The 13,706-nt window shown below is 56.6% G+C and carries 14 protein-coding genes; 5 read left to right on the forward strand and 9 right to left on the reverse strand.

Features of this window, described 5'->3' with window-relative positions:
- Positions 1-389 precede the first annotated feature (389 nt).
- From Q31a_RS26340 to Q31a_RS30560, 4 genes are all read right to left on the reverse strand, one after another.
- Positions 390-932, reverse strand: a complete 543-nt coding sequence (locus tag Q31a_RS26340; protein ID WP_145084768.1) for a DUF456 domain-containing protein — start codon at positions 930-932, stop codon at positions 390-392.
- 27 nt (positions 933-959) lie between these two features.
- On the reverse strand, positions 960-2,339 hold the full coding sequence (locus tag Q31a_RS26345) for a tetratricopeptide repeat protein (protein ID WP_145084771.1): 1,380 nt from the start codon (positions 2,337-2,339) through the stop codon (positions 960-962).
- A gap of 116 nt (positions 2,340-2,455) precedes the next feature.
- Positions 2,456-4,030 (reverse strand): sigma-70 family RNA polymerase sigma factor, encoded by a 1,575-nt coding sequence (locus Q31a_RS26350; RefSeq protein WP_145084774.1) that lies wholly within the window; start codon positions 4,028-4,030, stop codon positions 2,456-2,458.
- Positions 4,031-4,320: 290 nt separating this feature from the next.
- Positions 4,321-4,476: a hypothetical protein gene (locus tag Q31a_RS30560; protein WP_197355763.1), complete on the reverse strand. Its 156-nt coding sequence runs from the start codon at positions 4,474-4,476 to the stop codon at positions 4,321-4,323.
- Between the two features lie 452 nt (positions 4,477-4,928).
- On the opposite strand from Q31a_RS30560, the gene Q31a_RS26355 reads away from it, so the two are divergent.
- Complete coding sequence (locus tag Q31a_RS26355; protein WP_145084778.1) at positions 4,929-5,489, forward strand: hypothetical protein; 561 nt, start codon at positions 4,929-4,931, stop codon at positions 5,487-5,489.
- Between the two features lie 33 nt (positions 5,490-5,522).
- Here Q31a_RS26355 and Q31a_RS26360 read toward each other — a convergent pair whose 3' ends face one another.
- On the reverse strand, positions 5,523-6,302 hold the full coding sequence (locus Q31a_RS26360) for an SAM-dependent methyltransferase (RefSeq protein WP_231690947.1): 780 nt from the start codon (positions 6,300-6,302) through the stop codon (positions 5,523-5,525).
- Positions 6,303-6,497: 195 nt separating this feature from the next.
- Between Q31a_RS26360 and Q31a_RS26365 the strand changes: the two genes are divergently transcribed.
- From Q31a_RS26365 to Q31a_RS26380, 4 genes are all read left to right on the forward strand, one after another.
- Positions 6,498-7,049 (forward strand): DinB family protein, encoded by a 552-nt coding sequence (locus tag Q31a_RS26365; RefSeq protein ID WP_145084781.1) that lies wholly within the window; start codon positions 6,498-6,500, stop codon positions 7,047-7,049.
- Positions 7,050-7,121: 72 nt separating this feature from the next.
- Positions 7,122-7,394 carry a lipopolysaccharide assembly protein LapA domain-containing protein gene (locus Q31a_RS26370; RefSeq protein ID WP_145084784.1) on the forward strand — a complete coding sequence of 91 codons (273 nt, stop codon included), beginning with the start codon at positions 7,122-7,124 and terminating at the stop codon, positions 7,392-7,394.
- A gap of 253 nt (positions 7,395-7,647) precedes the next feature.
- On the forward strand, positions 7,648-8,661 hold the full coding sequence (locus tag Q31a_RS26375; RefSeq protein ID WP_145084787.1) for an exonuclease domain-containing protein: 1,014 nt from the start codon (positions 7,648-7,650) through the stop codon (positions 8,659-8,661).
- A 67-nt stretch (positions 8,662-8,728) separates the two neighbouring features.
- Positions 8,729-9,250: a DinB family protein gene (locus tag Q31a_RS26380; protein WP_145084790.1), complete on the forward strand. Its 522-nt coding sequence runs from the start codon at positions 8,729-8,731 to the stop codon at positions 9,248-9,250.
- Between the two features lie 254 nt (positions 9,251-9,504).
- Here Q31a_RS26380 and Q31a_RS26385 read toward each other — a convergent pair whose 3' ends face one another.
- The 4 genes from Q31a_RS26385 to Q31a_RS26400 form a co-directional block, all read right to left on the reverse strand.
- Positions 9,505-10,866, reverse strand: a complete 1,362-nt coding sequence (locus Q31a_RS26385; RefSeq protein WP_145084793.1) for a right-handed parallel beta-helix repeat-containing protein — start codon at positions 10,864-10,866, stop codon at positions 9,505-9,507.
- Positions 10,867-11,001: 135 nt separating this feature from the next.
- Positions 11,002-11,448 (reverse strand): hypothetical protein, encoded by a 447-nt coding sequence (locus Q31a_RS26390; protein WP_145084796.1) that lies wholly within the window; start codon positions 11,446-11,448, stop codon positions 11,002-11,004.
- Positions 11,449-11,488: 40 nt separating this feature from the next.
- On the reverse strand, positions 11,489-12,232 hold the full coding sequence (locus Q31a_RS26395) for a hypothetical protein (protein ID WP_145084799.1): 744 nt from the start codon (positions 12,230-12,232) through the stop codon (positions 11,489-11,491).
- Positions 12,233-12,274: 42 nt separating this feature from the next.
- Entirely contained in the window at positions 12,275-13,681 is a 1,407-nt protein-coding gene (locus tag Q31a_RS26400; RefSeq protein ID WP_145084802.1) for a 2-oxo acid dehydrogenase subunit E2, read from the reverse strand.
- Between the last annotated feature and the right edge of the window lie 25 nt (positions 13,682-13,706).

Below are 13,706 nucleotides of genomic sequence, written 5' to 3' on the forward strand. Positions count from 1 at the left end.
GGAGATCCTAGCGCAGAATCGTCGGGAGTCAAATAGAAAACAGAACATCTCCACCCCAACTTCGCGGCGAATGCCTCCGACCACCCAACGACGATCACGGGAAAGCCAGGGACAGAACGCTCTCCGATTCACTTGCATGGGAATTCCCTCTTTGTAGACCGTCGGCATCAGCCAGCGTTGCGACGTAAGGCGGGGCTAGGGTAGCTGCGGACCGATTGGCAGGAAAATCCCAGAAATAAAATCTTCCTGCCAACATCTTCCTGCCAGCAATGGGAGCATCCTTGGGACAGCACTGTGGACTTCCCGGGGAAAGCACGGGAGGTGGTATCTCAGCACGCATGCAGCAATCCGCTTAGCCGAGCTAGACGAACATCAGCAACGGCGTGGACTTACCACCACAGGGCGATCAAGAACAAACCGCAGGCGATGGTCCCACACAGAGCCTTGCCGACTGTGCCTAGTAGGCGTCCCCAGAAAGCAGCACTGCCGATATTGAGGCTGCTTTCCCAATCCTTGCCGGCCCATCGTTCCCCGGCGGCCGCCCCCACGAACGAACCGCTGGCGCCGAGCAAGAGAGAAACCAGAACACTCCCAAGAATCGGTGGCGGCACCAGAGCGCCCAGGAACAAGCCTCCCACGGCCCCGGCCAATGAGCCTACTAAAGCCAGCGCCGCACCGCGTTTGGAACCTCCTAAGCGACTCGCTCCCAAAGCACTAGCTGCGAATTCGAGCAGCTCGCCGAGGAGTGCGGCAGCGACGATTCCGAGCAACGCCAACAGTCCCACATAGCCGCGATACTCCTGGGGGAAAAAGAACCAGCAAGCTAGGGCCATCAATACGATTCCCCAGTTGCCCGGCATCCCTAGTCCACCTATCGCCCAAGCAACGATTGCCAGCAGAGTCAGCAACACCATTAGACTAAATAAAAACATGATGCCTGACGCTCATCTCTTTCACGATCAAGTCCCCCTGGAAACCACGATCCGCTTCACTTCGCTAGCCATGCGTTCGAACACCGTCTGCCAATCCCCAATCTTTGCCTGTCGGAACAAGCGAATGCTTGGATACCAGGGAGAGTCCTCTCGCGCTAGCATCCACCGCCAATCGGGTACAAAGCCCAAAGCGATCCAGGTCGGCACATTGAGCCCTCCGGCTAGGTGCGCGATGGAAGTATCACTACTGATGACCAAATCGAGTGTCTCCATGATGGCTGCTGTATCCATGAAAGCACCTCCGGTTTGGTCAATCTGAGGCCCCAAGGACAAGACCGCTGATGAACCCTGCCACTGCTGCAATTGTTCGGTCCCCTGCCCCGTCTGAAAACTGACCAGCTCCACTTCGGGAATTTGGCTGAGGCACTCGAACTCTTTTAAGGGTACGCTGCGAAACAGGTCTGCTTGATGATCGGGATTGCCTTGCCAGGCAATGCCTATTCGAAACTTCCCCGGTGATCTTGGCAGCCGCCCCGCCCAGTAAGACCTAAGATGCTCCGATGCGTGCAGATAGGGCAGTGTTGCGGGAACGTTGTCTGCACGAATTTGGAGAACGTCGGCCACATCGAGAAGCGAGCATTGAAAATCAAATCTTCCCTCTGGCTGCAGACTATTGGGAAAGACGGGGCCCAATTCGGCCGATTGCTGCAACAGGGCGACCAAGGGTGCCTGGCAATAAATCAATGTCTGCGCTCCATGCTGTCTGAGCAGGTTGGCCATGCGGACGAAGTGGAGTGTATCCCCCAGTCCCTGTTCGGCAGTGAGCAGGATCGACTTGCCACGGAGATCTTGGCCGTTCCAGACCGGAGCAGCTATTTGCGGCCGATGCAGATCCCCAACTTTCCAACGCCATCGATACTCGGCCCAACCTTCGGCAAAGCGGCCTTGCAATAGGTAGATAACCCCTAAGTTCCGGTGCAATTCAGCGTCATTGGGATTCAACTCCAGAGCTTGCTGGTAGTACAGCAGGCCCTTGTCGAGCTGGCCGGTCCACACATGCAGAGTGCCACGATTCTTGTAGGCGTTGAAATAGTCTGGTTTGAGATCGATTGCATGTTGAAACGATCGATCGGACTCTTCGAATTCCCCAACGTAGCGGAGCGAGTTGCCGAGGTTATTCAGCGCGATAGGAAACTCGGGATGCAACTGCAGGGCCTGCCGGTAGGCCGCGACCGCTGCAGGATAATCGCGTTGATCATGCAAGGCGATACCGAGGTAGCACCATGCATTGGCGTTCTGGGAATCCTCTTGCAGCACGGCGCGATAGATGCGTTCAGCGTGCGCAAAATGCTTTTGCTGGTGAAATTGCCAGCCCCGTTGCAGCGCGTTTTGGTGGGAGGTGTTCATGCAGCCTCGAGTTGGAGCGAACAAAAAACCTCAAGTCAAAACGATTATTGTTTTGACTTGAGGTTTGCAATTTTTCGGCCCTGCAGGCAGTCCCAGAAGATTCTGCCAGCGATGGCTTAGTCGAGGAAGCCAACCAAGTCTTGACTGCGACTTGGCTGTTGCAACTTGCGTACAGCCTTGGCTTCAATCTGCCGAATCCGCTCACGTGTCACCTTGAAGATATGCCCGACTTCTTCGAGAGTGTAGCTATAGCCATCTCCCAAGCCGTAACGCAATTTAATGATCTCGCGTTCGCGGTAGCTCAAGGTTTTCAGGACGTGGTTGATACGATCTCGCAGCATCTCCTGCCCGGCGCCAATGGCGGGACTCTCGGCGGTTCCGTCTGGCAATAGGTCACCAAACTGACTGTCTTCGCTGTTCCCCACCGGCCGATCAAGGCTGATTGGATAGCGGCTCATAGCGAGGACGCGTCGAGCTTCTTCGATCGTAGTTTCAGCGCGTCGCGCGGTTTCTTCGAGGGTTGGTTCCCTGCCGAGTTCCTGCAACAGCTGACGCGACACATTGCGGACCCGCGACATGGTTTCGACCATGTGAACGGGAATGCGAATCGTGCGACTTTGGTCCGCCACAGCCCGGGTAATGGCTTGGCGAATCCACCAGGTAGCGTAAGTACAGAACTTGAAGCCACGGCGATATTCGAACTTATCGACGGCACGCATGAGGCCCGCGTTCCCCTCTTGGATTAAATCCAGGAAGCTCAGGCCCCGATTACGATACTTCTTGGCGATGGAAACCACCAACCGCAAGTTACCTTCGGACAGTTGTTTCTTCGCTTTTTGGTACTCGTTAAATACACCACGCACCATGGCTACGCGATTGCGGAGGCTGGAGGGGGTTTCTTGCGTCGCGACCAACAGCTCACGGTACTCACGCAACAATTCGGCTCGCTGAGCCGCTGAAGCGCGATCCCCTTCTAAGCGATCGATCTCGGCGCGTAGGTCATCGATCCGACGACTGAATTTCATCAGGTCGATGATGCGCGGCTCGAGGCGTTGGGTCCGTAGTCCCAGCTCTTCAACCAAGCGTACCGCCTTGCGGCGGCGGCGAGCGAGTGCAGCCCACGCCTCTTGGCGGCGCTCATCGGTCTGCGCCATACTCAGCGAAATTCGGTAATCGCGAGCATTGCGTTTGAGCAGTACGTCGAGCGTCTTTAGGTTATGTGGTAAGCGTCCGAGAATCTGCTCTTTCTCAAGGCGGTCGGTCACCGAGACCTGAACGGTACGATCGAAGGGCAATTCACCAGTGTGGACTCGTTTCAGAATCTTATAGGCAAATTGCATTACATAATCGCACTCCAGAAGCTTGGTACGAAATCGTCGCCGCGTGACTTCAATAGCTTTCGCAAGGCGGATCTCTTCCTCTCGAGTTAAGAGAGGGATCTCGCCCATTTGCGTCAAATACATGCGGACCGGATCATCGGACCATGTTTCCGCTTCGTCTTCTGCGGCGGCCAACAGCTCCTCGTCGCTTTCCAGCTGAACTTCACCCTCTGCGGCCAAGCCATCGTCGTCTGAAATAGCTTCCGTAGAGCTCTCGTCATCTTCGAGAGGCAACTTCTGAAAACTATCTAAGTCGTCGTCGGCGGCGCGTGGGGTGTCGTCATCGAATTCGTCCAGCAATACGTCGAACAAGGCGATACTCCTAAGTTTGCCAAAATGACCAAGTGCGTCGTCTACTGGAAGACCCAAGCGCTTCAAGGAAGACAGAAATGAATTCGGCGGTCAGTACGAATCACTCTGAAGTCTAGCACCTACTGCGGGTTCTACAGAAACGTCGCGGCAATTTGTAAAAGGTTGTGATTAGGCAAGGTAAACCAGCAGCAAACTACCACCAACTTCACTCGTCGAGGTCCAACGAAGCAAGTTCCCCAAGAAGCAAGTGCGAAACAACGCGTTTGAGCAAAATTTACGACAATCGCAAATTACCCAGACAACATCGCTAGCAGTGACCAAAAGAGGTAGTTGATTTCAGGCAGCTGACCGGTCTCATCGGTCGAGAAACCATTGAGGGCGGCGGCCGAGGCTCCAACTCCGGAGTCCCCCATGGCAATCAGCACGATCCACTCTACAGTTCTCAACGTAAAACCCTATGACTTGTCTACCATCGTAGTTCGTATATCTCCGGCAAGCAGTGACCGAATTGCGAATTACGTGGTTTTGATAGCAAGGCTTAATCCCATCCCTTATGGAGCGGATACGACGCTGAAAACGCCATTACCTAGGAACGCAGCCTGTGGTGAATTATCACCTCTACCGTCATTGTGTGACCGGTCATGCCCTGGCTGCCTCTATTATTCCTCAACTCCACCCACAGTCCACTAATTGAGCCAGCAACCTGTGGGTGCCAAACTCCGTAATTAGACTGGTGACTATCGATCCAAGCCGCCCGTTTCCATCCACGCGGAGGGTCGCAAGTCGAATTCGTTGGTACGATTTCGGCTCGTTAATCTAATTTTAACTAGGCGGCTTGGCCGGTCCAGCCTGAAAGAGACAATAGTTGAGTTTCCATTCCTCAAATTTAGAGCTTATCATGGACTACCTGTTAACCTGTGACTGTGGGAGAAAGCATACCGTCTCCCGCAAGCAAGCCGACCAGTTGATCGAATGCTCCTGCGGACAATCGCTCCGCGTCCCCACGCTCCGAGGGCTGGCCAAACTGCCTCCAGCAACGGAGGGCGCCGACTCCCCCCCCGGTGACACCGCCGCCTCGACCATCTCCAAGAACGGGGAAAACCCCTGGAGTGGCTGGAGAGGCCCCTGCATGGCTGCCGCCTGCGGTGGCTTGATTGTGTCGCTCGCCTTTGCAAGTTGGTACCTGCTGCAACGCGTCAGCATCGACACCTCCTACACTACGGAGATGGAAATTGCCGAGGGAAATAAGATTTTCGACCTCTACACCCCGGAAGACATGAGCCTCGTTTGGCACAGCTTTGAGTCGCTGGGAATCGGCGCCAAAGAGCCACCATTGTTTATACGCTGGAATCGCTACGCCGAAGACCGGGCCCGGCGGGCTTCCATCGCCGGGGGAATCGCGGCCGCTTGTGGAATCGCAGCCGCCGGGATTTGGCTCTCTAGCCGACGACGCGTTTGAGGAACCAAGCCGCAATTTTTCAGCGCCCCGAACCTAGGCTTTCCTCTTGAGGATCACCAAGACGTCCTCGGTCGCCGAGTTGAGCAAAATGGGATGCTCAATCTCGTATGCAAAGTCGTAAAAATCCATGACCTCCCAATTGGACACTGAGGCTAACAAGCTCTGAAATTGCTTGACGTTATACGATCGCAGCTCCAAGACATCTTCGATCCGCATCGTTTCAGTCGGCTTGAAAACATCAAAGCGAATCCCGAATCGCTCGATCCGTTTTTTGGGATTTTTTTCGATGGGCCACATCGAAGTATTAATGGACAGTTGCCCACGCCGCGCCGACCAGGCCTCTTCATCCGTCGCTTCGCCGCGCGGCGTGAGGTGCAAGCCCAGGACATAGATCCCCCCCGGGCGAACCGCTTGAGCCACGCATTCCAAATGCGCTACCGCCAACTCTTCAGTCTGCAAATGGCGAAAACTGTTGATCGTGTTGAAGGCTGCGTCAAAGGGTTTGGGGACTTCGAAATCCGCCATGTCCCCCAACAGCACCCTTCCCTTGAGGCCCAGCCGCTCGAGACGCTTGTTGCAGTACTCAACAGCCAAGGGATTCAAATCGATGCCACCGACCCCAAAGCCCTTTTGGCCCATGCGATAGAGCAGGCGGCCGGTCCCACACGCAGGCTCAAAGACCTGGCGCACGGGCCCGTCGACGTACCGCGTAAAGGCCTGCTGAAGGAATCGCATCTCCGCTGCGGTATCGCTGCCAAAGACAAGATCGTAGTATGTGGGGAAGTCATAAATGCTAGCTTTAGTTTTTCGCATCCGAGCATCGTCCGGTGAAATTTGCCCCTCGTCAAGTAGCAGTGGTCGACAGATCGTCGCTGACGACCGAAAATGCACTCATCCAAGCTACGGGCAATCCTCCCTTCCCATCACCGCGCTCCCATCCAGTCGCCGAATCGAGACGAACTGGCCCCATTCGTCCCAACCCCGACTCCGCTGAAGGCCTGAGAATCCATGGAAGCTTTTGCTACCGCTGATCCAGCTAATTTGTCGACGCACGACCTACTCCGCGGTCGCGATCAGGTGCTGGAACAAATGGCTTGGGTTCGACAATATTCACTGCAGCTGATCGAATCTATCCCTGACGAGCTGTGGTATGTCGCCCCTGCAACCGCTCCAATCCACCTTGCGTGGCAAGTTGGCCACCTAGCTGTCTCCCAGTACGGGTTAATGCTCTTTCGACAGCGTGGCCGGCTCCCCGGTGACCTGGAGCTGATGCCGGGCTGGCTTCGCAAACAGTTCGGGCGTGGAAGCACACCAGCCCTCAGCAGACAAGGCATGCCCGCTCCAGCCGAGCTGCTCGAAAAACTCAACACCATCCACCATCGCGCCCTCTCGGAGGTCGCTGAATTATCAGCCGCGACCCTCGCTCAACCTACCGACATGCCTTACACGGGCTACCCAATCCAATTGGGAGCCCTCATGTTTTGCCCAATCCACGAATCGCTTCACGCCGGACAAATTGGACTCCTCCGCCGACTCCACGGCTTCGATCCAGTGCGCTAACCATGAACGATAAATGGGAGTTAGGCTCCTGAACTATTGGATCACCCCTCTTCAACTTACGAGCCAAATAAAATGACCAAATTCAAATGGATTGTCATTGGATTGCTTGCCTGCCTGTCGTTGATCATCGTCTTCCAAAACTTGGAACCGATCAACGTGCAGCTCCTATTCGTCAAAGTCAGCATGCCCCTAGCAGCCATGCTAACCATTACCTTGGTAGTCGGTTTTGTCTTGGGGCTGTTCGCCAGTGCGATATGGCGCATGCAATCCTGGCGGGCGCGTAGCAAGAAGGATGCAGCAACGCGGAAAGCCTCGGAAGGAAAGGCGTCTGAAGAAATGGTCTAGCTCCAACTCACAGCGCAACCTGCGCAAACTCACCTCGTCCTGCCTGGAATGGCATGACTTTAAATAGCGGAATAGCGTTAGCGGGACGGCTTCCTAGCAACCCGCCTCGCGAGCCCCAGGCACAAGAGAAAATCACTCGCTTCCCTGCGGGTTACCGAACTCTCCGCTAACACTAAAAGTGGTTCTATAGCTGCCCCGCAAGCGGCTCAACCACGTTGAAAATGTCCAATCATTGCGAAAGAGGACCTCCCTAATGGATTTTGTGGCCGTCGATTTTGAAACAGCTAACAGTAACGCCAACAGTGCCTGTCAGCTGGCTGCAGTCGTAGTACGTGATTCCCAAGTTGTTTTTGAACAGAGCTGGATGATCCGCCCTCCGCGGATGTATTTCTCCCCCTTCAATATCAAAGTCCATGGAATTACGCCGGAGGATGTACGTCACGCGCCAACCATGGATAAAGTGTGGAGCGAATTCCAGCCGCTGATTGACGGGCAAGTTCTCCTAGCCCACAACGCGAGATTCGACGTCGGCGTCCTGCTGGCTAGCTTGGCTGCCAAGGATATTGCTTGCCCACCACTCGAATTCATCTGCACTCGACTGCTGGCCCGTCAAACCTGGCCCGGACGCACCAAATACGGCCTCAAGCCACTCTCCGATTGGCTGGGGATTGAGTTTAAGCACCACGACGCGCTGGAAGACTCCAGAGCCTGCGCAACGATCGCTTTGGAAGCCGAACGCGTGCACCAAACCTCAGAATTGAGAGAGCTGGAGAAAATCCTCCGCATCAAACGGGGCAGCTACCAACAGGGACACGTCAAATCGCCACGGGCCGTCGGCAAGCGATCCAGCGCGAGGGCCTCCGGCAGCCGCACCACCAACGACAAATGGGGATTCCCCAGCCGCACCGCCAAAGTCGCTCGAAAACTCGACGCGCAAACGGTGCTGCAAGCCGCCGGGAATCAACCTCCACTGCAGGGCAAAAACATCGTCTTACTAGGCAACCTGGGCGGCATGAGCGAAGCGGAGTCGACTCAATTCCTCTCGGCACTGGGCGCAGCACGGCAGCCGACCATCGATGCGAGTACGCACTATGTCGTCACCTGCCGAACCTCGGAAAACGCCACGGACCAAGCTCCACCGGCCCTCCCCGCACCCCATCTTCAATCCAGCTCATCAACGCGCGGAAGAACCAGTGGCGGAGTCCGGGTGCTGAGCGAACGCCAATTCCGTGCCATCCTGCCAGCAGGACGCGTTAGCCTCCCCTAACGGCCAACACCTCACCGCCGAAGTACTTCACCACCAACAGCACTTCACTACCACCAGGAGTTTTACGATGGGTCAATGCGGAAGCCTAATTGCAGACATTGCCGCGATTGGAATACGGAACGCCAATCGCTTGGTTGAGGGGATTCCTGCGGATCGCTTTGCACGCTTTGCGGCGCCCGGCAATGTGACGATTACCGCGAATCACCCCGCCTTCATCTTTGGCCACTTGTGCCTTTACCCAGCCAATGTGTTCAAGCTCATCGGGCAAGAGGGAATAGCCCAACCGCCCGCACACTACGATGCGTTATTCTCGAAAAATGCCACATGTGTCGATGACCCTGACGGCAGCATCTACCCCACCGGCACCGAACTCAAAGCATTTTTCGACAGCAGCTACGCCACCGCCGTGGAGGCAATCCGCCAAGTCAGCGACGAACAACTCGCTGCGCCGAACCCCGTCGATTCGCCATTGCAAGCTATCCTTCCCACCCTGGGCGCATTGATTGGACTCTATCTCACCAACCACGTAACGCTCCATCTGGGGCAACTCAGCACTTGGCGACGCATGGAAGGACTGCCGCCAGCGTAGCACTCACTCTGAGTGCAGCCAACAATGCGCAAATCCGAAGGGGAGCTAGAGTCAGCAACGCCACTCTCCCCCAGTATGCCAGCAGTGGCCCCGCACGCCTGCATACCCCTGCACGCCTGCAGTGGCCCGAGATGCAATCAGGGGCCACGTTCACTCTCCAGCGTTACCGTCGCGCTTGCAGGAATCGAAACAACTCCCCAGCACTCGTTTCCCGCCTGCGCGGGAACGATGGCAGGAACTGGCTGACCGGGCAATTAATCGTCCACTTGAACTTCACTTCTGCCAGTGATGCTTACTGCCAGACCCGGTGATTTAGCGACATCATCTCGAATCAGGCAGCCCGACACGCGACTGCGAGTAACATTGTCCAGCAATAGACCGACAGAGCCATAATCCAGGAGCGTCCAACCGGAGATGTTCATGCGCTCACAATTGCGCACGACCACCGCCGCTTCACCGTCGACGCGTCCCGCCCCATGATTGCCACTCAGCGTACAGTCCGCTGAATTCGTGATTAACACACCCAGTTTGGCCTGCGCGCTACCCCCGTACCCATAGCGAGGATTGCGGTCAAAGACGTTATTCGCCAAGACAATGTTGCGACAGTCCTCCAAGATCAAGTTCTTCTGATAGCCCTTCCAAATCGTATTGCCGCTAATCGTCGCGCCCCGCACGTGGTGCAATTCAACGTTCACCTCCACATCCGACAGCACGTTATCCGCAATCGTAATGTTGCCATGCCGTGTCTCCTTGGTGAAAGCGACCTCGACCGACTGGCAATTGATACGAATATTGGCAGAGCCGCGTGCTTCATGAGAGTGCTGGATAGTGCACCCCACAATCGCTACTTCGCCAAGTGAGGAATTCGTCGCATCGAGCCAGATATTGGCGGTGGGAGGCGCATCACCCTCGGCCATATTGCCCTCGATATCGCAAGTGCCGATCTGGAGGTTCCGAATCTCACTCTGCTTCGCCACGATCCCACCGCCTCGGTTGTAGCTTATATGGCAATTGGCAACATTGATCTGATGCAAGTTGAGTTGATCGAGGAACAGCCCCACCCCCTGGTTTTCGTAGAGGTGACACTCTGAGAGCGTCACGTTGCGATTCCGCTGCGTTAAATGCACTGCGTGGAGAACCTTGCGAATCACGAGGCGGGTCAACGTTAACTGCAGCGTACCGCGAGCTCGAATGCCACATGCTTCCGGATGCCCTCCCACAATCTTCAACCCATCGACCATGGGAGAATCTTCGCGTTTCCAAACGTCAGCCTTAACCGTGCTTGGATCAGCAGTCCCGGCATGCGTACCTATAAATTCCAGCGCGGGCCCAGGGCCGGCCATCAGAATCCGCGCCGCTCCGCCCCCGGAGATCGACGTGTGCCCCACTTTCGCCAAGTCGATTACGATTGGGCGCGTGATGCGATAGGTCCCAGCAGGCAATTCCAGATTTCCCACTCCGGAATCGACGGCTCGCTGCAGTGACTGCGTGTCGTCCGCAACTCCATCGCCGACGCCAACGCGTTCCGCTCCGTCGACCGGCCTCAGCAGGCTCAAAAAACAAGAACAAGCCACTAAGAAATACAGGCGGCAACAGGGCTTCAGCATCGATTGCATGTGAGAACTCGTCAAAAGTAGGCGGAACGGATTGGGTTCGTCGTTTAGCCGACTTGCGTTGGGCGTTGTCTCTTGGCCGACTCCACGGAACGATCCATTTCAACGTTGGCCTCACACCGACACAGCGGTGCTTGCCTAGCAACCAGGCTTGGGATCGTCCTGGCCATAGGTCAAATCGGCATCGGGATCACTATCCCCTTGAGATACCAGCGGTTTCTTAGGTGGGCCCGCCGCGAGATTTTCCGGAGCCCCCCCCTCGACTCCCCCTTCATCATCCGCGGGATCATCAATCTGCACAGCAGCCGCCCAAGGCGTTCCCACGATTTCTTCCAGGGTAGCCCAGCCGGTCCCAGGACCATACAAGCTGGCCGCGCAAATTGGACACTGCGGTGCATCTAGGTTGGGAAACGACATGGCAGCATCGAGATCGGGAGCCGTCCAGAGAGCTTCGCATTCATCACACATTGCAAACAAATGCTGTGCCGGAGTCCCACTTTGGCAAACCCGAATTCGCCGCAGCCCACCCTGGCAGAACGGACACTCACCTAGATGAATCCAAGGTTCAGATTGCTTGTCATGCATGGGGTCGGCGCCTAGCTTGAGTGAATCGATCGCAACAAGGTTAAAACGGAAACGCCGTAATCACGCGTTGCCCCTCGAGCACCATCCGCAACTTGCGGGCAGCCGGATTGCCAGCCCGTTTGCCGTCCCGGCCTCCCACGTAGCCAATTGGCTTGCTAAAGGTCACTTCGTAGACATCGCGATCCCCTTGCGACTGGATGCGTGTCCCAGTCTCTTTGCCTCGAGACCGGGTGTAGGCTTCGTCGAGCCAACGTAAAACTTGCGGCATATCTCCATCGAACACGCCGTGTTTGCCAGGTCGAGTGGGCTGGTCCCGCAAGTGCCTCTCAATGTGCTCCAGGCGGTGTTTCTCGGGCCCACCCATCGGCGTGTAACGCAGGCCAGCCGGCGATAAATATTCGTCTCGCCCCAGTGACTTCAGCGATCCATACCGCAGGCCTTCGCCAGCGGAGGCATTCGACGCGGACTGGAGGGTGTCTGCTCCGCCTAACTCGGCGCTGCCGGGAGGCGTAGCAACTTCAAAACTCTGCGAACGATCCGCCGCTGGGCTTGTGGGCAGATCCTGGATATCGATCCAATCACCGCCGCGCGGCGACTCTCGCGTTTCCGCAGGCTGCTCATCCCCTGCCTGCCCACCCTCGCGCAAACTCTGCAGCGAAGGGAGGTTCCACCCCAGCCGCGCATTGGCAAGCGGTTGGAGTAGGGCATATGCGGCGATGGCAGCAAAAAAAAGAATCGCCCACTTGGTTGGCAGACGCGCCTTCGTGGAATTCTTCGAATTCAAATCAGCTCCCATCCGGCTCCGACTAGCCTTAGAAATACCCGCCTAGTTGATCGCCAGCAGTAGACGACTCGGATTCTCCATGTAGTTGATCACGCTATTGAGGAACCGAGCTGCTGCTCCACCATCGACCATGCGGTGATCGTAGGACAGGCTAAAGGGCATCATCAACCGCGCTTCAATCGAATCGTCCTTCATGACGATCGGCATTTTCCGCGAGCGGCCGACCAACAGGATCGCGACTTCGGGCACATTCACGATCGGAGTGCTGTAGGTACCACCGATCGCTCCCAAGTTGCTGATAGTAAACGTTCCGCCACGCAGTTCGTTCACACCAAAATCGCCATCGCGTACGCGTCCGGCCATATCGGCCAGTGCGCGGGCGATCTCTGCAATGCTCAACGAATCGGCATGGCGGATATTGGGGACGACCAACCCACGTGGAGTGTCGACGGCGATTCCAATGTTCACGTAATCGCGGTAGACGATCTGGTCGTTTTCCGTATCAATAACCGCATTCAGGGCGGAGTGTTGACGCAGGGCCGTAGCCACCGCCTTGATGAGGAAAGGCATGGTGGTCAGCTTGATGCCCTCGGCGGCGTAGTCCTCCTTGCTAGACTGGCGAAGCGCTTCGAGCGCGGTGACATCGGCGTCATCAAAATTGGTGACGCGTGGCACGGTGCTCCACGACTTGTGCATTTGAGCGGCAATCGTCTTGCGGATTTTGCTCAAGCGTTCGACTCGGACTGGTCCATAGTCATCTTGCCCTGGTTCGCCAGGCAAGGCCAACGCCTGCCCTCCAGCACTGCTTGGTTTGGACGACGCAGACCGCGGCGCCACCATGGCCGTGGAGGGGCCAGCGGGTGCTACTGCGTGAGCGGCACTGGTCTCGCGAACGGCTTTCAACACATCTTCTCGCGAGATGCGTCCCCCCTCTCCCGATCCAGTCACCTGGCTGAGGTCCACGCCAACTTCGCGCGCAAAGCGTCGAACGGCTGGGCCAGCGGCCACGGAATCGCTTTCGCTAGGAACCGGAGCTGCTGGGGGCGGAGTGGGCGCTGTAAATGTAGCCGGTGCTGGCGTCGCGGGTGGAGCTGCTGCAGGAGCAGCCGCTGCGGGCGGAGGTGTCGCTGCAGCGGGAGCTGGTGGTGGCTCTGGGGCAGGAGCTGGGGCTGCTGCTGGAGCTGGAGCTGAAGCCGCAGGTGCCGCAGACTCAGCACCCTCTAATTGCAAAATGACGCCGCCAATCGGTAGGGTGTCACCCGCCTTGACTAAAATCTTGCTGATTTTACCTGAGGCTGGCGAGGGGACCGTTACCGTCGCCTTGTCCGTCTCGATCTCCAATAATCCCTGCTCGCGCTCTACCGAATCCCCTTCGCTTACAAAAAGCTCCAGGACATCACCCGATTCAATACCGTCGCCGAGTTCGGGAAGTTTAACGTCAATCGCCATGAGGTTTCTCTATTCCAGTGTACTA

The organism is Aureliella helgolandensis, assembly GCF_007752135.1.
GTDB classification, from domain to species: domain Bacteria; phylum Planctomycetota; class Planctomycetia; order Pirellulales; family Pirellulaceae; genus Aureliella; species Aureliella helgolandensis.